The following is a 19,795-nucleotide window of genomic DNA, read 5'->3' as shown; positions in this document are numbered from 1 at the left end:
CTTCCTTATTTTCTATAGATACTTTCAAGCATTCCTTTATCGAGGTTTATATTTTACTTTCTATTTATATATTTTGTTCGCTATAAGGAAATTTGTTCTATAAATTAGAAAACGTGAAAAACGTTAAATTAGTTCGTTTGTTCCTAATAATGAACGAATATGTTCTTTATATATTATATTTCTTTTAATTTTCTCTGGTTTACTTTTTTCCCAAAACGGAAATTGTTTTATATAATGAACAAATAACACCCTAACTGGAGGGGGGAAGATGATAGGTGAAAAGATTAAGGTCAGAAGAAAAGAAAAGGGATTAACCCTTTCTGAATTGGCAAACCGTACGAAGGTTTCTAAATCCTATTTAAGCTATATAGAAAGAGACCTGAAGAAGAATCCTTCTATTGATGTTCTTAAAAAGCTTTCCAGTGTATTAGACCTCTCTATTGAAGAATTGATAAATGAACAAGAGCTATACAACGAACATAGCGGGGAACACCTGGACGAAGAATGGCTTCAGCTTCTGCAGCAAGCCATTAAGTCAGGAATTACAAAAGAAGAGTTTAAGCAGTTTCAGGATTTTGTGAAATACAAAGCATGGAGCAATGAAAAAGATAAAGGATAATGATTCATTTTTTAAGTCACGAAGCTACTGAAACCCAGGTTTCAGAGTTCCTGTCCTGAAAGACTCTTTTTGACCTGGGGCTGTTTTCAAAAGTAACCCTTTTGAAAACAGTCTTTTTTAGGTTTCAATACACTGAAAACAATTAGAATTAGGCCTGGGTCCGGCACCCCCGGACTCAGGCCTTATTTATCAGTATGTTAAAGCATGTCATTCTTAATGCAGTTTATTATTGCAGGATTTACGTCGGAAAAATGCTCTGATTTCTTCAGGCGTCAATCCTTGAGATAATGCTTCCTGAATCAAAAATACCCATTCTTTGTCAATTTTTGTATTAGCTTTACTATTCATTTTAGCACCACCTCAAATATAAGAAATATTTGAGTGCTTAGGCAGCCCAGCCATCCTAGTAAACACCTTAGACCTGTGACTTTGCGCACCTGCTTTTCAACAGGGATGCCTTGTTCTTCAGCACATCCTGTAACATCTGCATTCTCGTTTTTAAAATCCCTTATCAGTCAGAGAAACATAGTCCTACGTAAACATTTTTTCTGATTTATCTTTTAGGGTGATTATGACTTATATCATCACCTTCTTCTCATCCACCTGAGATGAGTGTAAGTGTAAAAACTTCCTCACTTCTTCTACTGTGTACCCTTTATCCCTTGCCTTCACAAGCAGCTCTAACCATTCTCTCCTATCAGGTGTTTGATTTTCCAGGTGGTTCTTGCTCATTTTTCATGCACCATCCTTACTTCCTAAATATGAACCCTCTTCAAGCAGATAATCTTGCATAACGCAAACTGTATAAATTAACGAGACATTTAAGCATTGGGTAGAAATCAGAACTTTTGACGCACTCCTATACTCTTGGATACTTCATACTATACAGGGGTCCCATATGTAATTCTGTAGAAAGCTGTCACCTAAAATGTTTTTTTATTTTCTTTTTCTAACAAAATTCCTCTTTATACAAACTTCTTTGACTAGCAATACATGACAGCTTATCTGTTTTAAAGAAACTCTTTCTCTCCGCGTCTGGTCAAAAGCACTGCTACAGGTCCTTGAAGGCGCAATTTCCCTCAAAAGACAAGCAACCATTTAATGCATAATACCTACGCAAATAGACTGCTGAGATAACTTTCTCAACAGCCTTCTTAAAGCTCATTTCTTTATCTTCGGGAGTTTCCTACTAAGAAAGAAAATTGTTTTGATACGACGTTGATTTCCACCGGTGTCTCAGCATAAATTTCACCGTCCATGTCTACCTTTTGAGGGACAGAGGTATCTAAATGCAGCGAAGAAGCCTGAAAATGTACTACCTGTGATTTATCCTGGTTCCATTCAAAGGTTCTTTTTGCAACTAGGAAATCCTTTAATAACGGGAGTCCTGCCTCGTATACAATAAAAACATCAAGAAGACCATCAGCAGGACTTATCGATCCTCCTGGAATTTCCTGTCCGCCAAGATACTTTCCATTAGCAATCAGTATCATCACAGCTTCGTCTTCAACTACTGTTTCACCATGTTTTAAAACGAAAGAAAAAGTATTCCCCTCTGTTAAATGCTGGAATGCACTTAAGTAATAACCAGCTTTACCAAACAGATTTTTAATATTTTCATTAACACTTTCCGAGGTATCTGATACCAGCCCAACCCCTAGAAAATTAGTAAATACCCGATCATTTGCCTGTCCAACATCTATATTTATAGGCTTGCTGTCATTCATTAACGCTTCAGCAGCTTTTTTATATTTTGAGGAACATTCAAAGATCTGGAGAAGTCATTAGCCGTCCCGCCTGGCAGCACTCCGATCACAGGGGAAGGGTTAATTTCCTTTAAGCCATTGAGACATTCATGAACAGTGCCATCTCCCCCATAAATCAGTATAAGCTCAACCTCGTTCCATGCGCCTTGCATATTTCTTCTCCCTCTCCTTCTTCTTCTGTTTTAACTATGACCAATTCTTTTATATGGAGCATGAAGGTGGAGATCGCTTCGTTAAGCTCATTTCCTATTTCTTTTTCACTTACGTTCCCTTTATACACAAGCAGGGCTTTTTTAAACATAACCTCCACTCACTTTCTAGGAGTATTCTTTATTGATTCGTAATATGATTAAGGTCATACCAGTATATCGTAAATAAACTGGGGATTACTCATTTTCCCCTTGATATAATAAAAAACACTCTATACCCAAAACTGGGGTATAAAGTGTTATTGGTTATTGATCTTCCACTTATTGAATTCTAAAAAGTCTTTAAATTCTTCTTTAGACACACCAGATTCCATTGCCTCCTGAACAAGCTTCATCCACTCACTATCAAGCTCTTGTTCCATTTCCTCTGTCTCTTCCTTGAGTAAAAAATCTATCGGAATGTTTAATTGTTTGGAAATTTTATCCAAAAACTGAATGGAAGGGTTAGTTTGGATGTTCCTTTCTATTGCGCTTAAATATGACTTGGCAACACCTGCTTTTTCAGCAAGCTCTGTTAATGAAAGGTTCCTTTCTAACCGATATTTTTTAACGCGGTCACCAATCATCCTTCTAGTCTCCTTTATATATCTAGTCATGTTTTATATTATACCATCGAAATGATATATGTATGTTATAGTGAACAAAAAAGCCAAGAAAGACCTAGTAAAAAGGGATACCTTACCAATTATTTGTAAGTCTTAATTTTCAATATATCACAATTATTTCAATATATCTTTACATATGCCAAAAAAGCAGAAAACTAGTTTTCTGCTCTCCCTTAACAAGAATTACCTGTATGATTTTTTTAAATGTCTGCCAGTGGTTAACATAATTATATTCAACTTCCATTCTTCTCCGTTACACTCTTTTTTCATTACGTTTTCTGCCTTTATCAGGAGAGCTTTAGTTATTTCTCTTTTATCCCCTATAAATAACCACGCTTCTTTTTGAGAAATATTATGAGGATTGTCTTCTATATATAAGGTTACTTCTTCATTTAGCTTTAGTTTTTTTGAAACATGAATGGTGTAGAGAACCGGCAAAAAATTCAGCAGATAATCAGTGAAGGCAGCTGTGGTAAGTAAGTATGCTTTATAGCTTGAAAAACAAGCAGAAGGGATCTGCTTCCAATAAAAATTAATATTGTAAAGTACTTTTTTTATCGTTGTTTTTGGATTGTCCAGTATTGTTTCTATTATGCATTCAGCAGCTGTTTGAATAGAGAGTTCCGTAAGATGTGTATCTAAAACCAGATCCGTTCTCCTCATATCCTTTTACCTCCACTTTTGTTATTTCACCGCTCCTCCTTCATCAGTGGGCATTGCTCACAAAAGGAATCACAATGAGAAAGAGCTTTATATATCGAACACCAGGACCTTTTGGCATAACAAACTGGCACAGATTGTTTACTTGCTTTCTCTTTCAGTTTTTTAGATAAGTTGTGGTTAATAAAGTCTGTTAATACAAGAATTAATTCAACGTGCTCCGGTATTTCTCTTTGCACTTGCTTAACCTTTCTCCCGTTAATATGTATGATGTTTTTAACTCCCAGCTTTTGCAAATGGTCAGGGATGGCACCTAATCGATCTGCCCCTACAATCATTAAAGCCTCCACGCTTCTCACTCTCCTTTAAATGAAATCTATTCTCAATTACATTCTAATTGATAAAGATTATCAATGTCAATTAATTGTTTGGTTTTATTGCCGCCTATTAGAGGAATTAAATTATTACCTTACCTTTTGTTCCAAGGAGGAATAACATTGGTTTACTCTTTACATGACTTTCAAGTGAAAGCAGTTTTTTTTAACGAGGACGGCAATATCCCTAACAATCCTACACTGCCTATGCTCTATTACCCGATGGTGTTAGACGAAGATGATAGCATTATGGAAATTTTCGAGAGAAATAATTGGAGGAACAGCTGGACAGGCAGTGTTCTCCCTTATCACCATTATCACAGCAATTCACATGAGGTCCTGGGAGTACAAAAGGGCACAGCCGCTATTATGTTTGGTGGAGAACACGGGGAAGAGATGCACGTAAAAAGAGGAGATGTTGTGATTCTCCCTGCTGGATGCGGGCATAAAAAGCTGAAAGCAAGTACAGATTTTGAAGTAGTGGGGGCTTATCCAGATGGAAAAGATTATGATATGAAAACCCAGAAAGATCCTGTAAGTCAGGAAGTGTGGAATAATATAAAAGATGTAAAACTGCCGAAGGCCGATCCAGTCTTTGGAAAGGATGGACCTCTAATTGAGCGTTGGCATCAAGATTAAAAAAGGATGTCTTGGTATTCAAGACATCCTCTGCTTTTATTATTTTAATTATACACGAACTACGTTAGCAGCTTGTGGTCCACGTTGTCCTTCAACGATCTCAAATTCAACCTCTTGTCCTTCATCTAAAGTTTTGAATCCTTCAGATTGAATAGCAGAAAAATGGACGAATACATCGTCTCCGCCTTCACGCTCAATAAATCCAAAACCTTTTTCAGAATTAAACCATTTTACTTTGCCAGTCATGTTAACGGCCTCCTTAGATAATAAAAAAAATTGCTTCAGTGAATACCAGGAAAACAAATCTTTTTACGTCCTTACTGAGGCCGATAAAAACTGTTTTACGATGTTACTCACTTTCGCCTTCTTAAATGTATCACACGAAGGAAGCGATTGCAAACCTAACTGGAAAATTTTTAATGTTGATGAATCCTCCGTATGCCAAGGGTTCTGGGATTTCGACTTCACTTATCCTCCCTGTATTCTACTGAGATGGATATCCTCGTTTTCTATCGTTCGCTGAAGAAATCTTTAGCAAGAGGGACAACATAGCCGCTTCCACCACGACCTTCTACTTGCTCCAGCATCATGGTTACCATAAGGTCTTTATTTTCATAATCAAACCCGACAAACCAGCCTAACTGTTCCCCATCTTCATCGTCTAGCGATTGTTTTAATTCAGCAGTGCCGGTTTTCCCTGCGAGAGGCATTCCCTCTTCATAAATATCATGGGCGGTTCCACCTGAGTCCTCCACCACAGCAATTAAAGAATTCAGAATGGTTTCAGCTGTTGTTGGAGATATAATATCTTCCTTCCAGTATCTCCCTTCATCTCTTTTAAGCAATGTTGGTTCTATCATGCTTCCATCGTGAAGAAAGGCTGTATAAACAGCTGAAAGGTGCACTGGGTTTGTCAGTACTTCTCCTTGTCCATACCCAGTGTCTGACAATAAGGCTTCGGCATCTATTCCATCATTTGAAAGTCTTGAAGTATAAACCGGATACTCGAAAGGAAGAGTTTCTTCAAAACCAAAGTCTTCTATACGGTCTTGAAAAGCCTCTTCACCTATTCTTAATGCTTGCTGAGCAAAATAAATGTTATCAGAGTAAAGCATTGCCCGGCGTAAATCGACTTCCTCTATATCCTCATTCACTCTCCTTACACGATAGCTTCCCCAATCTTCTCTTTCCTGCCAGTGTTCACCTTCAATGGTCATTACTTCTTCAGGATGTAAGGTTCCTTCTTCAATGCCTATGGCTGCTGTCACAGGCTTAAATACTGAACCGGGTGAATAACGCTGGCCAAATCGGTTTAAAAAAGGTTCATCTTCATTTTCCTGCCACTCTTCCCACTGCTCGCTGCTAACACCGAGGCTCATGAGGTTGGGATCATAGGATGGTGTATTGTACATGGCTAATACTTCTCCTGTTACAGGATTCATAACAACTCCCGTGCCTGTATCTCCTCCCAGACTGTCCGATAGTTGCTTTTGCAAAGTAGCATCAACACTCAACTCAAAGGTCTCACCTGCTTCTGCCTCTTTCTTTAACACAACCTCTTTGACCTCGTCATTTTCATTTAGGATTTTAATCCTTGCTCCGACTTCTCCTCGAAGTTCTTCTTCCCACACCGCTTCCAGACCGGATTTACCAATTCTTGAGTTTTCGTGGTATCCTTTCCATTCCCTTTCTTCTAATTCCTCAGCAGTAATTCCTCCAGTATATCCAGTTAAGTGGGCAGCCATTTCTCCCAGTGGATACTCTCTTCCTTCTTCCGTACTGATTCCAACACCTGGAATATCCAACAGTTCACTTTCACGGTCATCTTCTACAGGTATGTCTTTTATGGGGACACTTAAATGGTCCTCTACCCAGCTTTGATTTAAGAGTTCCTCAATTCTTTCCTCTGTAAGGTCCAGGATACCTGCCAGCTCTTGAACTCCCTGGTCTTGATCTTCCATCCGTTCAGGCACGACATACACGCTGGCCACCTCACCATTTACAGCAAGCCCATTTCCATTTCTGTCAAGGATTTCACCCCTGTCGGGTGTTTCAATCTCAGCTTTCACCCGCTCATTTTCTGATTCAAGCCCTAAAAACAAATGTTCATAATCCCAGTCAACAAACCAGAATATACCATCATCTCCCTCTTCCTTTACAAGGGTCACTTCACTCTCGTAAGATAGGTCACCAGCTATGGTCTCCATAGTAATAAATACAGGGTAGGTCAGGCTTTCCATTTCTCTAAGCTCATCGTCTTCCAGTTCAAGGCTTTCATAAGTAAAAGACAGATCCTGTTGCTCAATACTCGTATGTATGTTACTTGCATAGGCAGTAAATTCATCTTCTGTTAACGCCAATTCATTGCTGCCATTTGCTAATTCATAGATTTCCTCATACTCATATGTTTCATGGGCGTGAATGTAATCATTTAAAAAAGACTCAGGATCAGGTACATCCTCTGAGCACGCCGCGCATAACCCTATTAAAATAGTAAACATTAAAAAACGGCAGACCTTCAACGTTATACCTCCTTTTTTTCCATTTCTCGGCTTATTTTAACATTTTTCTACTATTTGTTGTTAGATAGGTCTCTATTTTATGTACGAGGAAAAGAAAAGAGCTGATCTTTCCCTCTTTTTTGCCGACTACAGTGAAATACTGTTAAGGAATTCTTTGAAGCCTGGGACTTTTTCCATATCTTCTTTTTGAATCACTTCTATCATTTTCATTACGATCTCCTGATTTACATCCTCTCTATGTTGAAAGGGGATAAGCTTTAGTGAACTTTTTTATTTTTGGCTCAAAGCGATATATAATTTGTTGAATAGCTTCCTGGTCACTTTTTTGTGCTTTTTCTACTAGACGATAGATTTCAGTCATTTCTCTTATCTCCTTCCTTTCGAATATCAGCTCTCAATTCATACATTGCTGCTTCCCATTTTAATAATCGATGTTCGAGACGCAACAGCAAGAACAACGATACAATGATGGGAAAGCCGAAGTTGGCTAGTGCATGAATGAGCATAGGAACCTCCTCAACCACCCCAATACTAACACCCCCTTTTAATTTGAGACCTTTAATTTTTTAATATTCCTATTTCTCTTTTTTGAGATTGCCTGTTGAGAAACACTCAGCCTTTTTGCAATTTCTTTATCGGTATATCCGTATGCATAATAGTCTCTCAGCACAAGCTTCTCTTGTTTTTCCAATTTAGACAGTCCTTCTATTAAAGAAGTAGAGGATACTGCGTCATCCAGATTCTTTGAATAATCAAATACACGCTGGTTAACATCCGCATTTTCATCCTTTACAAAGTCTATAAGCAAAAGCTCACCGTCTTCTTCGTGGCCAGCCTTCTGATGCAAGTATAATGCGTTTCTCTCTCGGTGCTGCTTTTGTTTTTTTCCATGACCCAGAGCTGTCCAATAAATGCATTTGGATAAATATTTAGTAAAACGAAGCTCACCATAATGAAGCTGAAATTCCTTATTTAATTTACTTTCATTTTCTTTTGTCGGAAAACAGACTGCTTCCCTCAAAAGCTCCCTTCTCTTGACGTCATTTATAAAAGATTTCAACACCGGATTTTTAAATGCATTTTGGTGTTTGTATTGAAAGGCCACCCATTGTTCGCATGCTGCTTCATTACAGCTTGCACATGATCTTTCTTTCATCTTTTCATCACCTCTCTTTACTATTTAAAAGTCATTTCCCAATAAAAATTACAACTTTCAAGAGAACGTGTGTTCTTATTTTATTGTAAGGTTTTTTATTTTTCAAAGGGCTAAAGACATGGGAATAGTTTGCCGACAAAGCTGGATGCAAAAAAAGCCCTGTTATTTCGAAGATATCGAAATAACAGGACCTCTTATTAAAACGGTAAAAAGTCAGATAAAACTGCTTTTTATCTCCCTTCTCTATTTTTCTCCACATTCTCCTTATTTATAAACTCCAGTATATTATATAAAGTAGTTAAAACGGGTGTTTCTATCCCAAGCTCTTTACTTTTCTCCACAAAGTAACCACAGAGCGGATATACTTCCATTGGCTTTCCTTTTTCAAAGTCCTGTAGCATGGAAGTCTTATGGTTTCTTACTGTTTCCGCACTTTTGAAAACATTTCCGGCCGATTTTTCCGAGACAGGATACCCTTTTTTTCACTGATTAAGGCAGCTTCTTTCAAGACACTGTCACAAGTATTTCTTAATAAAGGGTCGTCTAATAGGTCACTAACCTTTGCTCCTGTTATAGCGGATAAAGGATTGAACGTAAGATTCCATAGGCTTTTTTCCCATTTCTTAGCCATAATATCTTCTGACCGTACACAGCTGAGCCCTGCCGCTTTCCATTCATCAACAATGTTTTCAAGTAATTGATTGTTATCCTGATCCAAAGCACCAAGATGGAATTTATGAGGCCCATGCTGAACTACTTTTCCCGGCTCTCTTATACTGGCAGACAAATATGCCGAGGCTGGAAGGATCTTATCTTTCCCGAAGGCCCCAGACAACTGTTCTTCATTGCTGACTCCATTTTGAAGAGTGATAATCCGTGTGTCCTTATTCACATATGGCTTCACCTTTTTAATAATACTGGCCATCTCTGTACCCTTCACGCCCAGTATCCAGGTATCTGCAGAAGAAATGTCGTGCATATCACTGCTAAACTCTCTATCTACCGTTAAGTCTGCTCATCTCTTTCTACCGTTAGTCCTTCTTCTTTCATGGCTTCTAAATGGCTTCCGCGGGCTATAAAGGTTACGCTTCTGCCAGCATGCTGCAGTAATCCACCAATAAAGCTTCCTACTGCTCCTGCACCAATGACGGCATAGTTCATTCTTATCCCTCCATTATGTATAATTCCTTCTATACGATTCGTTTATAAAATAACAATATTATATCCAGCACCTACCTGTACAGTCTAATGAAATATAAATACTGGCCATGATTGATAAAGAGATAATTAGGCTATAACACTAGAAAGAAACATTCTGGGCTCACTGGGGGGACTTGCAAAATGTATCTTAAATACGCGCGCTCTTTAATGAAACGATTTGCTGACCATGATTTAATAAGTTTAGGTGCCCAGTGCGCTTATTTCCTGCTCTTATCTTTGTTTCCTTTCCTGATTTTTATTGTTACCCTTCTTACTTACCTCCCATTTACGTTTCAAGACGTTTACAATCTTCTGGAGGAAGATTATGTACTCCTGAAGTGCTCGGCATTGTGGAGAATCAATGGGAAGTATTAACAGCCCACCAAAACACAGGGCTATTATCTTTTAGTATTATTTTTACCATATGGACAGCTTCTCTTGCTTTGAATTCAATTTTGCGAACGTTAAATCTTGCTTATCATGTCACAGAGAGAAGAGGAATGATCAAAGCCCGTGTCGTTTCCATTTCTTTAACCATAAGCATGTTTTTGGTTGTTCTGACCGCCCTGGTAGTTCAAGTAATCGGGAGCAACCTCCTCGAATACATCGAAATAGAGCCAGTCATTTTGGACTACGATGTTCTCCGATGGCTGGTAAGTTCAGTCATTTTGTTCATTGTTTTCTCCATTTTATATCTGGTTGGTCCAAACACCAGGCTAAAGATAAAAGAAGTGTATACAGGAGCCATATTTGCTACAGTAGGGTGGCAGTTAACCTCTTTGGGTTTTTCCTATTACCTCAATAACTTTGCTAATTATACCGCCACCTATGGAAGTATTGGAGCTGTTATCGCTCTTATGGTCTGGTTTCACCTTTCCTCGGTGATCATTTTGTTTGGCGGAGAAATAAATGCTGCAAGAAAAGAAGATTTCACTTAAGCTTTGGCTCGGACAGCTTCGTTTTCACTGCTGCCTGTTTCCGCAGTAAAGAATGACCGGACAGCTGACCAGCTGCTATGAGCGTACACAACAACTCCATTTACAACGATGAGGGCATAAAAAGACAGGTTAAATGGCACCTGTCTTTTTAGCCGGCATTTCCACGCACGCTCACCACTTTGGCTGATATATTCAATAAATCAGAGAGCCTGTTCATATAGGCAAGCACTATCTCATTAATTTGTTCTTCCTTATGTAAGGTTGTAATTTTTCGTTCAATCCTCTTGGCAATGCTGGCGCATAGAACCAGCTCCTGGGCCGGAGCAGGAAAAGTGACAGAACCATTCATTTGTCTGACTTCCTTTTGATACGTATCAATTAATGTTTCCAGCTTATCAATCCTATCCTTTTTTACCTTGAATACAGCTGATTCCCTAATATTAGATAAGTCACTTGCACAATCAAATATTTCATGCTGAATGGCAGTCAAATCGTCCCTTATATCCAAGTGCTCGGTCTGTGTCAATAGAGAAACAGCACGACCTACAAAGCAATTGAGTTCGTCACAGCTCCCGTAAGCTTCCACGCGCACCGAATCCTTGGCTTTCTTACCGCCTTTTACTCGTGTCATCCCTTCATCTCCAGTACGGGTATACAGTCTCATATCGCCCCTCCTTTACTGGCTTTCTCATTTTTTTTCATAATATTAATCAATTTATCAAGGTCTAGATACTGCTCGATTGCTTCTGCAGCAGTTTCATATTGATCCTCTCTGATTTTGGTGTAAGAAACCTTTTCTTGAACAGAAATGCCTTTTTTGATACGAAGCTGGTTTAGCCACCAGGTACGCCAGTCATCGTTATGGAAGACATGATGAAGGTAAGTACCGATTATTTGACCGTCTTTGGCGTAAACACCGTCGTGATTTCCATTTGCTTCTACCATGAACGGTGGTTCGTTACCACGATCCACTAGGGTACTTCCTAAATGGATTTCAAACCCGTCTAACGGAAAGGACTGCCCAGAAGCATGCGTGAACAAGCCTGGCTTTCTCCTCGTTGTTTTTGTGCTGATAAATGAAGTAACAAATGGCAAAAAAGATAAACCAGGCTCTTCTTTCCCTATTACTCCTGTTTCTGTCCCCTCTTTGTCTATCAGTTTCTCACCCATTATTTGGTAACCTCCACAGATACCAAATAAGATCCCGCCTTGTTCAACATGCCCTTTAATCAGATCTCCGACTCCAGTTTGAGTAATCGCATGAAGATCAGCAAACGTACTTTTTGTGCCTGGCAGAAGCACCACATCAGGATCTCCCCAATCTTCAGGCTTTCTTATGATTCGCAAAGAAAGATCCTTTTCTGCCAATAGGGGCTCAACGTCTGTATAATTCGATAAGTAAGGAAAATGAACCACTCCTATATCTAACTGAGCACCAGGCTTATAGCCTCTTTTTTCTATTTCAGGCAAGGACAATGAATCCTCTTTTTCCATGGAAATGTCTAACTTAGGAAAGACATGAACAGCAGATCCCGTTTTCTCCTCAAGCCATTTTTTTCCTTCAATAAAAAGTTCAGGATCCCCTCTAAAACGGTTAACAATAAGACACTCTACCCTTTGTTGGTGTTCAGGCGGAAGAAGTTCCATTGTTCCAACAAGACTTGCAAATACTCCGCCTCTCTCTATATCCCCAACTAGTATGGCTGGCACGTCAGCAAGCTCTGCTGCCTTTAAATTCGCAAGGTCTTTGTCCATTAAATTAACCTCAGCCGGGCTTCCCGCTCCTTCCATAATGATATATTCATATTCGTTTTTTAACTCCTCTAAGGATTCTGCCATCGCCCCCTCAGCTACGGAAAAAAATCTCTTCTATAAGACTTGGCAGAAGGATTCCCCATGGATTTGCCCTGAATCAAAACTTCAGCCCGGCGGTCACTTCTCGGCTTCAATAATACCGGGTTCATATGCACGGTTGGTTCCACTCGGCACGCCTCAGCCTGCATCCCTTGTGACCTTCCAATTTCATGGCCTGATAACGTAACATAAGAGTTATTGGACATGTTCTGAGCTTTGAAAGGAGCAACTTTATAACCCCTGTTAGAGAGTGCTCGGCATAAGCCAGTTACGATAAAACTTTTACCAGCATCTGAGGTGGTTCCCCATACAATAATTCCTTTCATAGCATTTCTCCTTTTAAGCGTTAAGCCTTATACTATTCACCTGTAATAAGCACACACAAGCAGCTGTAATATTGAGCTCTTCTCTACAGCAGAAGACAACCATTCAACTGTCTACAAACTGTTTAATGTGCTTTTCCATGCTTGACACACTGATACAAAACGGCTTGCTATGGCAGGATTCGAACCAAAATGTATATGGGTATATCCTGCTGTAATATTCGAACGATGGTATCCCTCATTCTGCTCTTTTCGAAATGCCACTGCTCTATATGCGTGAGGATAGTCCCCCTTAGGATTTAAAGTGGAATAATGAAATTCGTGGCCCCTTGCTGTTTCCCCTGCTTTAAGAATCATCGTGTCTTTCGCTGCTGTAATATCCCGGTATCCAAGAGCAGCTCTTTTCTCTTGCATTTCTACGTCGGCCGGTATTAAACCCACCATAGAATGAACCTTCCCATCAGTAGTAGTGATTGTGTCTGCTAAATACATATATCCACCGCATTCTGCAAAAATAGGAAGACCCTTTTCACCCAATTCTTTTATTTGTTCCTTGGTCTTTTTTTGCTCTGCCAGCTCTGCTGCAAATTCTTCAGGGAACCCTCCGCCGATATACAGACCGTCAATCTTCTCTGGTATACTCTCTCCTTGCAGCGGGCTAAATGGTACTATTTCTGCTCCTTCTTCCTCAAGAAGCTCAATATTTTCCGGATAATAAAAATTAAACGCAGCATCGACTGCCACGGCAATTCTCGTATTTTTGCTCTTACCTTTAGAAGAAAACAACAAATTAGAAGGATGAACATTCTCACACTTACGAGCAAGCTCCATAAGCCTCTCAATATCGACCTGTGCCGATATCACTTGGCTTAATTCCTCGAAGAACCCATCAAGCTCTCCTCTCTCTATGGCGGGGACCAAACCCAGATGCCGTTCAGGAATTGACGGAACATCACCTTTTTTTAAGTAACCCAACACCGGAATTCCGCACTCTTTTTCAATTGCAGTTTTACATAGCTTGTAATGGCCTTCACTGCCTGCCTGGTTCACTACAACCCCTGCAATATACACTTGCGGCTCAAGATTCTGAAACCCTTTGACTATTGCAGCAGCGCTCCTGGCCATACTGCTTATATTCACCATCAGGATGACCGGCGCTTTTAACAGCATGCTGATTTCCGCTGTGCTGCCCGTGTTCTCGTCCGGTCTTTTTCCATCATAAAGTCCCATGACACCTTCGATGATTGAAATATCGGCCCCTTGGCTGCCTTTCACAAACACATCGAGCATTTTCTCCTTATCCAGCATCCAGCTGTCCAGGTTTCTGGAATTCCTGCCTGTGATAGCAGTATGATAACTTGGGTCAATATAATCAGGCCCACACTTAAACCCTTGCACGTTATATCCTCTTTGCTTTAAAGCTCCCATTAAACCAATTGAGAATGTAGTTTTCCCTACACCGCTCCCTGTCCCTGCAATGACGAGTCTAGGCTGCATCTTTACACCTTCCTTTGTAATTCTTTCGCATGATGCTGTGAGATTCCAATGGAAACTGTAACATTTCCTGACTTTTTTTTCTCTAAAAACAATTCATCCGTACCGGCTGACAGCAGTGCCGCTGGTTCGCTTACCCCGTAGGCCCCTGTATATTTATATACAGTCTCTGAAGGATTCTTCATTGGCTGTTTGTTCAATTGCTCTGGTGAATAATACGTAAACGACCAATTATTATCTTTACATACCTTTTGAAGGCCTTCCTCATCTTTCTTTAAATCAATTGTGGCGATTCCATTAACAGAAAGAGAAGAAAGTTCAAGCTCCTGTAATGTTTCATCTATGACTTGCTGTATTTCTTCTGCACTTGTCCCACGGTTACAGCCCACACCCAGATGAATTGTCTTTGGCCGGTAAATAACACTTGCAGGTAACAAGTCCTTATAACGGTCTGCACCCAGTACTCGGTGGGTGATAAGTAAAGCTGCATGAAAGGTTTCCCCCAGCGCCTCTTCACATGAATGAACAAACTTCATATGAGAAGGCATTTCTCTGTTATGCTTCCACCAACCTTTTCCCCTGATTCCTGAACGATTACAATAGGCTCTTCATTTACTACCGAAGCACTGACAGGAGTGACATGAGTAAAATCTTCTATTGTCCACCCATATTCACGGCCAAATATATCTACTGGTATTGTTTGCTGAACATCCGAGGCTGTTGTAATAACCGGCTGTGCTTGTAATTCTCTTGCCACCACTTTTGTCAGTTCATTTGCCCCTCCGATGTGGCCCGATAAAACGCTGATCACATACTCGCCTTTGTCATCAATAACTACTACAGCAGGATCCACTTTTTTATCCTTTACGTGCGGGGCGATCATTCGTACAACAGCCCCTAGCGAAATCACAAACACAATCCCATCGTACTCTTTAAAAAAATGCCCCATTTGCAGCCGGACAGAACCCTCAAATAAAGTAATTCCAAGCTCTTCTTCGTCCCCTTTGGCATGTTTCTTCATGTAATAAACATCTGCATTTGCCATTCTTTTTTTCAGCTGTCTCACATGCTCAATTCCGTGCTTGGTGATGGCCACTAATGCTACCTTATCCATCAGCCTTCACTCCCTTACGATAGCCATGAGTAAATGTTTTGTCATATAACTTTGACTCAAACTTTCCTTCTCTGACTAACTTCCTGTCAGCAGCTCTGCTGACAATTACCATAGCCTGCTTTGTTATTCCTGCACTTCTCATGTCTTCATGAAGGCTGCCAAGTGTAGTCCTTACTATCTTTTCATCAGGCCAGGTTGCTTTGTAGACTACCACAACCGAATCTTCTTCCCTCCAGCCTGCCTCAATAAATTCTCTGACGACTTTTTTAATAAGGGTGGCACTAAGAAATAAAGCAATACTGCATTGGTGAGATGCAAGGTCGATAAGTTTTTCCTTGTCAGGCATAGGAGTCCGGCCTTCGGCTCTGGTCAAAATAACCGTTTGAGTAAGCTCCGGGACAGTCAGTTCTATGTTTGCGCTTGCTGCAGCTGCAAATACAGAGCTAACCCCCGGCACGATCACCGTATCGATTCCTTTTTCTGACAGGCGGTTCATTTGTTCTACGATCGCCCCGTAAACGGTGGGATCCCCTGTGTGAACCCTGGCCACACTCTCTCCATTTCGAACAGCATTGACCATTACCTCAACCATTTCATCTAAGTCCATTCCGGCACTTTTTAGTACTCGTGAACCCTCTTTTACCTCTTCAAAAAGCTTTTTGTTCACAAGGGAATCTGCATATAAGATGAGGTCTGCAGAGTCAATAATTTGTTTTCCTTTTACTGTAATTAAGTCAGGATCCCCTGGCCCGGCGCTATAATATATACTTTAGGATTCATCCTGCCACCACCTTCTCTTTTCTGACCATCATTAGTGTTAAATACTCCAATTCTGCCGTGCGCAGTTCGCGGATATCCTTCCATATATACTCTTCTGAGGAAGTGACCTTTGTAGCCACAAAAGCCTGGTCAATTAAATTCATTTCTTCAAGAATTTCAATCATCATAGGAAGAACCTTTGCCACTTTTATGAAGACCATCCCATCATGCTTCCGTAAAGCTTCTTTCATTTTTTCCCGGTTATCATTGGCTGGAATGACAGCGTCCATTCATCTCCATCCGCAAGAGGAACCATTACTTGTGAAGCCATAGCATGAATAGAAGAAATACCAGGAATGGAGGTGATTGTTACTTGTGGGTACTCTGCCCTCATTGTGTTTAAGAGATGAATAAAAGTACTGTAGAGCATCGGATCTCCCTCTGTCACGAACGCTACCTTATGCCCTGCTTCTACTTCACTATAGATGGTATCAGTGATTTTTTTCCATTCCCTTTCTAAAATACTTTGATCCTTTGTCATTGGAAAAACGAGTCCCAGTTTCCTGGTCTCTTCCGGAAGAAAAGGTTCAACAATTTGGTGAGCATAGCTTTTAGCCCCCTGGCGTTTTTTAGGGTAGGCAATGACGTCTGCTTCTTTCAATGCCCGGTAGGCTTTTATAGTTAACAGTTCCGGATCTCCAGGACCGACTCCAACTCCAATAACGCTTCCTAATCTATTCATTCTTGTCCCTCCTTGTATTTGGCTGTAATGATGTAAATGGGATTCAGGCTGTCAAACCGGGTCATATGTAAAATAGGTTTACTGCGGGAGATCTGAGCCAGCGTAATATCTGTGGTGAAACCATTTTATTAAAAATAGAAGTTGCATTTCCAAGATTCTCGATAGTCACTGCATTCAAAACGATGGTTCCGCCTGCCTTCAAGCGTTGGCAGCACACACCTAGAAGAGCTTCCATGTCCCCTCCTGATCCTCCGATAAAAATGGCATCGGGATCTGGCCATTCCTCTATCCCTTCCGGAGCTTTTCCGTGTTGTAAATGTATATCTGTCCTGAATTTCTTGGTGTTTTCCCAGGCATTATTGAGATCAGCTTCATTTTTCTCGATTCCATAAACCATTCCATATTTTGCAATCCTGGCCGATTCTATCGCTACAGAAGCCGTACATGTGCCAATATCCCACACAATACTGTGTTCATGAAGTTCCAAAGCAGCAATGCTTAGGATTCTCACTTCTTTTTTGTGATCAGCCCTTTATCAGGCTTTCTTTGAGAAAACTCGTCATCAGGTATGCCTAAAGTCCAGGCTGGTGATGAATGGGTTTGTTTTAATACAACTACGTTAAGGGGAGAGGCCTTATAAGAAGAGAGCTTTTCTAAGGAAAACCATTCAGTTTTCTCTTCCATTCCTCCTAAATTTTCACCTACAAATGCCTTATACTCGGTCATCTGATAATCCAGCAGATAGTCTGCAATTCTTGAAGGAGTATTCTCTTTATCAGTCAAAAGCAAAATTTTCTTTTTACCATTAATCTTTTGGGCGAGCCCTTTCATCGTACGCCCATGAACACTAATTACTTCGCAGTCCTGCCAGCTTTCTTTCATTCGGGCAAAAGCAAGCTGTATAGAACTTAAAGAAGGATAAATTTCAACATCACTCAGTTTTTTTGCGAGGTACCCTCCAACCCCAAAAAACATAGGATCTCCCGAAGCAAGAACCACCGTTGATCCTTCCTTCTCTTTCAGTGTTTCTATGACAGACTTAAGGCCGCCTTCTAAAATCAGTTTTTCCCCTTTGTGTTCCGGAAAGTTTGCTAGCTGTCTTTTTCCTCCCACAAGAATGTCGCAGGAAAGAACCCAGTCTTGATAGACAGGCAGCAGCCCTTCCCTCCCTTCATCTCCTATTCCAATCACTTTTACAGTCATCCTATATCCTCTCTTTCCATATTTTTTCCTCAATACCAGCCTTCTTCAGCCTTGTTAAAGCAAAAAAGGATAATAGGGCGTTGATAGAAGAGGCAATGAGTAAAGCAGGAACCATGCCGGCATAAAAGGCCGGGCTAATCAAAAACCAGAAGGGAAGAGGCGCGAGGATTGCGTTGCCAAGGATAAAAAAACAACGCTGATCTTATGCCAGCCTTTTTTATAGAGGGAAGAAAATATATACACCAGCACCGCCATTTCGGCAGCTATTACTATATGAAAAGGTCCTAGAGGCAATCCGCCAAAAAAACTTGAAGCAAGATGGCCAAATAATCCTACTGCCGCCCCAATGCCAGGACCCATTATTCCCCCGGCAATCAAAGCTGCTGTACTATCCAGTGATACACTGGTGAGGATAAAAGGGACCTTGACTGCGGCTCCAAGGACTGATAACGCCACAAACATTGCGATCAAAGTCCAAACCACCGTGCTTTTCTTTAACTCTGACTGTTTGATAACTTTATGGCTCACCTGCGTAAACTTCCCTTCCTAACAATTCGTTTTTCATCGTAATTAAAATGACTTCCACTTCCATATTCCCTTTCACATGTTTAAACCCGGCTTTGGCAGCATCTTTGCACAAGTAAGAAAAAATGTCGTTAATTCTCTTTCCTGCATCATTTTGGCCACCTCTGACGCCGTGTTGGCTTGTAAGACGGAATTCTTCAAATCTTCATCTGCCCCTGCCTTTCCTGCCATTTCAGCAAGATAACCAAAATCCACTGGGGCGCTTTTAGAATGAACCATCATTATTCCTTGCGCTACCTTGGAAAACTTCCCGATCATACCGACTAATGTTGCTCTTTTCATCTTCTTGGCTTTACATTGTTTTAAAGAGAACCCGACAAAGTCACCCATTTCTATAAACGACTCTTCCGGTCTCTCTGAAAAATTTCTAACGCGTATTTCTCGCTCCGCCCTCCTGTTGAAAGCACCGCATGCTCGCATCCCCCTTCTTTCGCAACGCTCACAGCCTGAGCAATACTTGCCCGAAAAGCAGCAGTAGAAAATGGAACGACCGTCCCTCGTGTTCCAAGGATTGAAATGCCGCCTATAATTCCAATACGGCTGTTCATCGTTTTCTCAGCAATCGTTTCACCCTCGGGGACGGAAATAATCACTTCAGCCCTTTATGGGTAGTTTCTCCAAGCACCTCTTTGGTAATTTCAGTCAGCATTTTCATAGGTACCGGATTTATTGCAGGTCTTCCCACTTCTACAGGCAAACCAGTTTTTGTTACACGACCGACACCTTTTCCTCCCTCAATAACAATTTCATCAGCCCATTTTACAGTGGAGACAATTTCAGCTTTGTGCGTTACATCCGGGTCATCTCCTGCATCTTTGATCACCACAGCCTGCGCCTCTGTAGGAGAAAACGAGACACTTTCCATGTGAAAAGTGACTCGTTCACCGATCGGAAGCGTAATTTCCACCTCTTTTACTTCAGTTTGTCCTGCTAAACTGAGCAACGCCGCCTTGGTGGCCGCTGTGGCATTAGCACCTGTAGTATATCCATGCCGCATATCTTTAGGATCTTTTTTAGGCTTTGTTGATTTCAT

General features: G+C 40.6%; 25 protein-coding genes, 6 pseudogenes and 1 riboswitch. Of the genes and pseudogenes, 4 read left to right on the top strand and 27 right to left on the bottom strand.

Features of this window, described 5'->3' with window-relative positions; translation table 11 throughout:
* The first annotated feature begins 268 nt into the window (after positions 1-268).
* The gene (locus tag JCM19033_RS17390; RefSeq protein WP_054637255.1) at positions 269-619 is read left to right on the top strand and encodes a helix-turn-helix domain-containing protein; all 351 of its coding nucleotides are present in this window, start codon (positions 269-271) and stop codon (positions 617-619) included.
* Between the two features lie 213 nt (positions 620-832).
* Here JCM19033_RS17390 and JCM19033_RS22630 read toward each other — a convergent pair whose 3' ends face one another.
* The 8 genes from JCM19033_RS22630 to JCM19033_RS17360 all read right to left on the bottom strand — a co-directional run bounded on the left by JCM19033_RS22630 (position 833) and on the right by JCM19033_RS17360 (position 4,218).
* Entirely contained in the window at positions 833-967 is a 135-nt protein-coding gene (locus tag JCM19033_RS22630; protein WP_083465546.1) for an anti-repressor SinI family protein, read from the bottom strand.
* Positions 968-1,004: 37 nt separating this feature from the next.
* Positions 1,005-1,087: riboswitch (cyclic di-GMP riboswitch) on the bottom strand.
* Between the two features lie 108 nt (positions 1,088-1,195).
* On the bottom strand, positions 1,196-1,351 hold the full coding sequence (locus JCM19033_RS24440) for a hypothetical protein (RefSeq protein ID WP_198153554.1): 156 nt from the start codon (positions 1,349-1,351) through the stop codon (positions 1,196-1,198).
* A 437-nt stretch (positions 1,352-1,788) separates the two neighbouring features.
* The gene (locus JCM19033_RS17385; RefSeq protein WP_054637254.1) at positions 1,789-2,346 is read right to left on the bottom strand and encodes a diacylglycerol kinase family protein; all 558 of its coding nucleotides are present in this window, start codon (positions 2,344-2,346) and stop codon (positions 1,789-1,791) included.
* Positions 2,346-2,537 carry an acylglycerol kinase family protein gene (locus tag JCM19033_RS17380; protein ID WP_054637253.1) on the bottom strand — a complete coding sequence of 64 codons (192 nt, stop codon included), beginning with the start codon at positions 2,535-2,537 and terminating at the stop codon, positions 2,346-2,348. Before JCM19033_RS17380 ends, JCM19033_RS17385 begins: the two co-directional genes overlap by 1 nt.
* Positions 2,501-2,686 (bottom strand): hypothetical protein, encoded by a 186-nt coding sequence (locus JCM19033_RS17375; protein ID WP_054637252.1) that lies wholly within the window; start codon positions 2,684-2,686, stop codon positions 2,501-2,503. The genes JCM19033_RS17380 and JCM19033_RS17375 overlap by 37 nt, the downstream gene beginning before the upstream one ends.
* 147 nt (positions 2,687-2,833) lie before the next feature.
* The gene (locus tag JCM19033_RS17370; RefSeq protein WP_054637251.1) at positions 2,834-3,160 is read right to left on the bottom strand and encodes a helix-turn-helix domain-containing protein; all 327 of its coding nucleotides are present in this window, start codon (positions 3,158-3,160) and stop codon (positions 2,834-2,836) included.
* Between the two features lie 222 nt (positions 3,161-3,382).
* On the bottom strand, positions 3,383-3,862 hold the full coding sequence (locus JCM19033_RS17365) for a hypothetical protein (RefSeq protein WP_054637250.1): 480 nt from the start codon (positions 3,860-3,862) through the stop codon (positions 3,383-3,385).
* A 26-nt stretch (positions 3,863-3,888) separates the two neighbouring features.
* Complete coding sequence (locus tag JCM19033_RS17360; RefSeq protein WP_306301381.1) at positions 3,889-4,218, bottom strand: DUF2325 domain-containing protein; 330 nt, start codon at positions 4,216-4,218, stop codon at positions 3,889-3,891.
* Positions 4,219-4,356: 138 nt separating this feature from the next.
* Between JCM19033_RS17360 and JCM19033_RS17355 the strand changes: the two genes are divergently transcribed.
* Positions 4,357-4,872, top strand: coding sequence for a cupin domain-containing protein (locus JCM19033_RS17355; RefSeq protein WP_269758335.1), 516 nt, complete (start codon positions 4,357-4,359; stop codon positions 4,870-4,872).
* 48 nt (positions 4,873-4,920) lie between these two features.
* Here the strand turns inward: JCM19033_RS17355 and JCM19033_RS17350 are convergent, their stop codons facing one another.
* The 8 genes and pseudogenes from JCM19033_RS17350 to JCM19033_RS22610 form a co-directional block, all read right to left on the bottom strand.
* Positions 4,921-5,118: a cold shock domain-containing protein gene (locus JCM19033_RS17350; RefSeq protein ID WP_054637248.1), complete on the bottom strand. Its 198-nt coding sequence runs from the start codon at positions 5,116-5,118 to the stop codon at positions 4,921-4,923.
* Positions 5,119-5,381: 263 nt separating this feature from the next.
* A complete protein-coding gene (locus JCM19033_RS17345) occupies positions 5,382-7,394 on the bottom strand; it encodes a penicillin-binding protein 2 (protein WP_054637247.1) in 2,013 nt (670 codons plus the stop codon).
* Positions 7,395-7,629: 235 nt separating this feature from the next.
* Positions 7,630-7,755, bottom strand: coding sequence for a helix-turn-helix domain-containing protein (locus tag JCM19033_RS22625; RefSeq protein ID WP_083465544.1), 126 nt, complete (start codon positions 7,753-7,755; stop codon positions 7,630-7,632).
* Positions 7,748-7,918, bottom strand: coding sequence for a YvrJ family protein (locus JCM19033_RS22620; RefSeq protein ID WP_269758334.1), 171 nt, complete (start codon positions 7,916-7,918; stop codon positions 7,748-7,750). Before JCM19033_RS22620 ends, JCM19033_RS22625 begins: the two co-directional genes overlap by 8 nt.
* A gap of 20 nt (positions 7,919-7,938) precedes the next feature.
* Positions 7,939-8,550: a sigma-70 family RNA polymerase sigma factor gene (locus JCM19033_RS17340; protein ID WP_054637246.1), complete on the bottom strand. Its 612-nt coding sequence runs from the start codon at positions 8,548-8,550 to the stop codon at positions 7,939-7,941.
* A 230-nt stretch (positions 8,551-8,780) separates the two neighbouring features.
* Positions 8,781-8,969 (bottom strand): annotated as a pseudogene (locus JCM19033_RS22615) (ketopantoate reductase C-terminal domain-containing protein); the annotation flags it as partial.
* Positions 8,969-9,529 carry a ketopantoate reductase family protein gene (locus JCM19033_RS17335; protein ID WP_054637245.1) on the bottom strand — a complete coding sequence of 187 codons (561 nt, stop codon included), beginning with the start codon at positions 9,527-9,529 and terminating at the stop codon, positions 8,969-8,971. The pseudogene JCM19033_RS22615 and the gene JCM19033_RS17335, both read right to left, overlap by 1 nt.
* Positions 9,530-9,555: 26 nt before the next feature.
* Positions 9,556-9,711 carry a ketopantoate reductase family protein gene (locus JCM19033_RS22610; RefSeq protein ID WP_083465541.1) on the bottom strand — a complete coding sequence of 52 codons (156 nt, stop codon included), beginning with the start codon at positions 9,709-9,711 and terminating at the stop codon, positions 9,556-9,558.
* A 180-nt stretch (positions 9,712-9,891) separates the two neighbouring features.
* Here JCM19033_RS22610 and JCM19033_RS22605 point away from each other — a divergent pair, with 180 nt between their 5' ends.
* Together JCM19033_RS22605 and JCM19033_RS17330 are read left to right on the top strand one after the other, a co-directional pair.
* Positions 9,892-10,125 (top strand): hypothetical protein, encoded by a 234-nt coding sequence (locus tag JCM19033_RS22605; protein ID WP_083465540.1) that lies wholly within the window; start codon positions 9,892-9,894, stop codon positions 10,123-10,125.
* A complete protein-coding gene (locus JCM19033_RS17330; RefSeq protein WP_198153553.1) occupies positions 10,101-10,688 on the top strand; it encodes a YihY/virulence factor BrkB family protein in 588 nt (195 codons plus the stop codon). The genes JCM19033_RS22605 and JCM19033_RS17330 overlap by 25 nt, the downstream gene beginning before the upstream one ends.
* Here JCM19033_RS17330 and JCM19033_RS24435 read toward each other — a convergent pair.
* The 11 genes and pseudogenes from JCM19033_RS24435 to JCM19033_RS17285 form a co-directional block, all read right to left on the bottom strand.
* On the bottom strand, positions 10,685-10,828 hold the full coding sequence (locus tag JCM19033_RS24435; RefSeq protein ID WP_198153552.1) for a hypothetical protein: 144 nt from the start codon (positions 10,826-10,828) through the stop codon (positions 10,685-10,687). The genes JCM19033_RS17330 and JCM19033_RS24435 overlap by 4 nt on opposite strands.
* An 8-nt stretch (positions 10,829-10,836) precedes the next feature.
* Entirely contained in the window at positions 10,837-11,352 is a 516-nt protein-coding gene (locus tag JCM19033_RS17325; RefSeq protein WP_054637243.1) for a cob(I)yrinic acid a,c-diamide adenosyltransferase, read from the bottom strand.
* Positions 11,349-12,527: a cobyric acid synthase gene (locus tag JCM19033_RS17320; RefSeq protein WP_269758333.1), complete on the bottom strand. Its 1,179-nt coding sequence runs from the start codon at positions 12,525-12,527 to the stop codon at positions 11,349-11,351. The genes JCM19033_RS17325 and JCM19033_RS17320 overlap by 4 nt, the downstream gene beginning before the upstream one ends.
* Positions 12,528-12,538: 11 nt before the next feature.
* Positions 12,539-12,868 carry a hypothetical protein gene (locus JCM19033_RS26380; protein ID WP_269758332.1) on the bottom strand — a complete coding sequence of 110 codons (330 nt, stop codon included), beginning with the start codon at positions 12,866-12,868 and terminating at the stop codon, positions 12,539-12,541.
* Positions 12,869-12,979: 111 nt separating this feature from the next.
* Positions 12,980-14,362: a cobyrinate a,c-diamide synthase gene (locus JCM19033_RS17315; RefSeq protein WP_054637242.1), complete on the bottom strand. Its 1,383-nt coding sequence runs from the start codon at positions 14,360-14,362 to the stop codon at positions 12,980-12,982.
* Between the two features lie 2 nt (positions 14,363-14,364).
* A pseudogene (locus JCM19033_RS17310) lies at positions 14,365-15,473 on the bottom strand (cobalt-precorrin 5A hydrolase).
* Positions 15,466-16,253, bottom strand: a pseudogene (gene cobM / locus JCM19033_RS17305) (precorrin-4 C(11)-methyltransferase). Before cobM ends, JCM19033_RS17310 begins: the two co-directional pseudogenes overlap by 8 nt.
* Positions 16,250-16,974: pseudogene (cobI, locus tag JCM19033_RS17300) on the bottom strand (precorrin-2 C(20)-methyltransferase). Before cobI ends, cobM begins: the two co-directional pseudogenes overlap by 4 nt.
* Positions 16,971-18,177, bottom strand: a pseudogene (cbiE, locus tag JCM19033_RS17295) (precorrin-6y C5,15-methyltransferase (decarboxylating) subunit CbiE). The pseudogenes cobI and cbiE overlap by 4 nt, the downstream one beginning before the upstream one ends.
* A 138-nt stretch (positions 18,178-18,315) precedes the next feature.
* Positions 18,316-18,705, bottom strand: a complete 390-nt coding sequence (locus JCM19033_RS17290) for an ECF transporter S component (RefSeq protein ID WP_269758331.1) — start codon at positions 18,703-18,705, stop codon at positions 18,316-18,318.
* Positions 18,695-19,795, bottom strand: a pseudogene (locus JCM19033_RS17285) (cobalt-precorrin-5B (C(1))-methyltransferase). The gene JCM19033_RS17290 and the pseudogene JCM19033_RS17285 overlap by 11 nt, the downstream one beginning before the upstream one ends.

It is taken from the genome of Thalassobacillus sp. C254 (genome assembly GCF_001310615.1).
Note: the sequence above shows the minus strand (reverse complement) of the source record. Positions and strands in the feature narration are given on the sequence as shown.

Coding starts and splice junctions, on each gene's coding strand:
- JCM19033_RS26380 (WP_269758332.1), bottom strand. CDS start 12,868: ATGAAAGGAATTATTGTATGGGGAACCACCTCAGATGCTGGTAAAAGT.
- JCM19033_RS17335 (WP_054637245.1), bottom strand. CDS start 9,529: ATGCACGACATTTCTTCTGCAGATACCTGGATACTGGGCGTGAAGGGT.
- JCM19033_RS17385 (WP_054637254.1), bottom strand. CDS start 2,346: ATGAATGACAGCAAGCCTATAAATATAGATGTTGGACAGGCAAATGAT.
- JCM19033_RS17370 (WP_054637251.1), bottom strand. CDS start 3,160: ATGATTGGTGACCGCGTTAAAAAATATCGGTTAGAAAGGAACCTTTCA.
- JCM19033_RS22605 (WP_083465540.1), top strand. CDS start 9,892: ATGTATCTTAAATACGCGCGCTCTTTAATGAAACGATTTGCTGACCAT.
- JCM19033_RS22610 (WP_083465541.1), bottom strand. CDS start 9,711: ATGAACTATGCCGTCATTGGTGCAGGAGCAGTAGGAAGCTTTATTGGT.
- JCM19033_RS22625 (WP_083465544.1), bottom strand. CDS start 7,755: ATGACTGAAATCTATCGTCTAGTAGAAAAAGCACAAAAAAGTGACCAG.
- JCM19033_RS17375 (WP_054637252.1), bottom strand. CDS start 2,686: ATGTTTAAAAAAGCCCTGCTTGTGTATAAAGGGAACGTAAGTGAAAAA.
- JCM19033_RS17380 (WP_054637253.1), bottom strand. CDS start 2,537: ATGCAAGGCGCATGGAACGAGGTTGAGCTTATACTGATTTATGGGGGA.
- JCM19033_RS17325 (WP_054637243.1), bottom strand. CDS start 11,352: ATGAGACTGTATACCCGTACTGGAGATGAAGGGATGACACGAGTAAAA.
- JCM19033_RS22630 (WP_083465546.1), bottom strand. CDS start 967: ATGAATAGTAAAGCTAATACAAAAATTGACAAAGAATGGGTATTTTTG.
- JCM19033_RS17390 (WP_054637255.1), top strand. CDS start 269: ATGATAGGTGAAAAGATTAAGGTCAGAAGAAAAGAAAAGGGATTAACC.
- JCM19033_RS17350 (WP_054637248.1), bottom strand. CDS start 5,118: ATGACTGGCAAAGTAAAATGGTTTAATTCTGAAAAAGGTTTTGGATTT.
- JCM19033_RS24440 (WP_198153554.1), bottom strand. CDS start 1,351: ATGAGCAAGAACCACCTGGAAAATCAAACACCTGATAGGAGAGAATGG.
- JCM19033_RS17315 (WP_054637242.1), bottom strand. CDS start 14,362: ATGCAGCCTAGACTCGTCATTGCAGGGACAGGGAGCGGTGTAGGGAAA.
- JCM19033_RS17320 (WP_269758333.1), bottom strand. CDS start 12,527: ATGGCAGAATCCTTAGAGGAGTTAAAAAACGAATATGAATATATCATT.
- JCM19033_RS17365 (WP_054637250.1), bottom strand. CDS start 3,862: ATGAGGAGAACGGATCTGGTTTTAGATACACATCTTACGGAACTCTCT.
- JCM19033_RS17340 (WP_054637246.1), bottom strand. CDS start 8,550: ATGAAAGAAAGATCATGTGCAAGCTGTAATGAAGCAGCATGCGAACAA.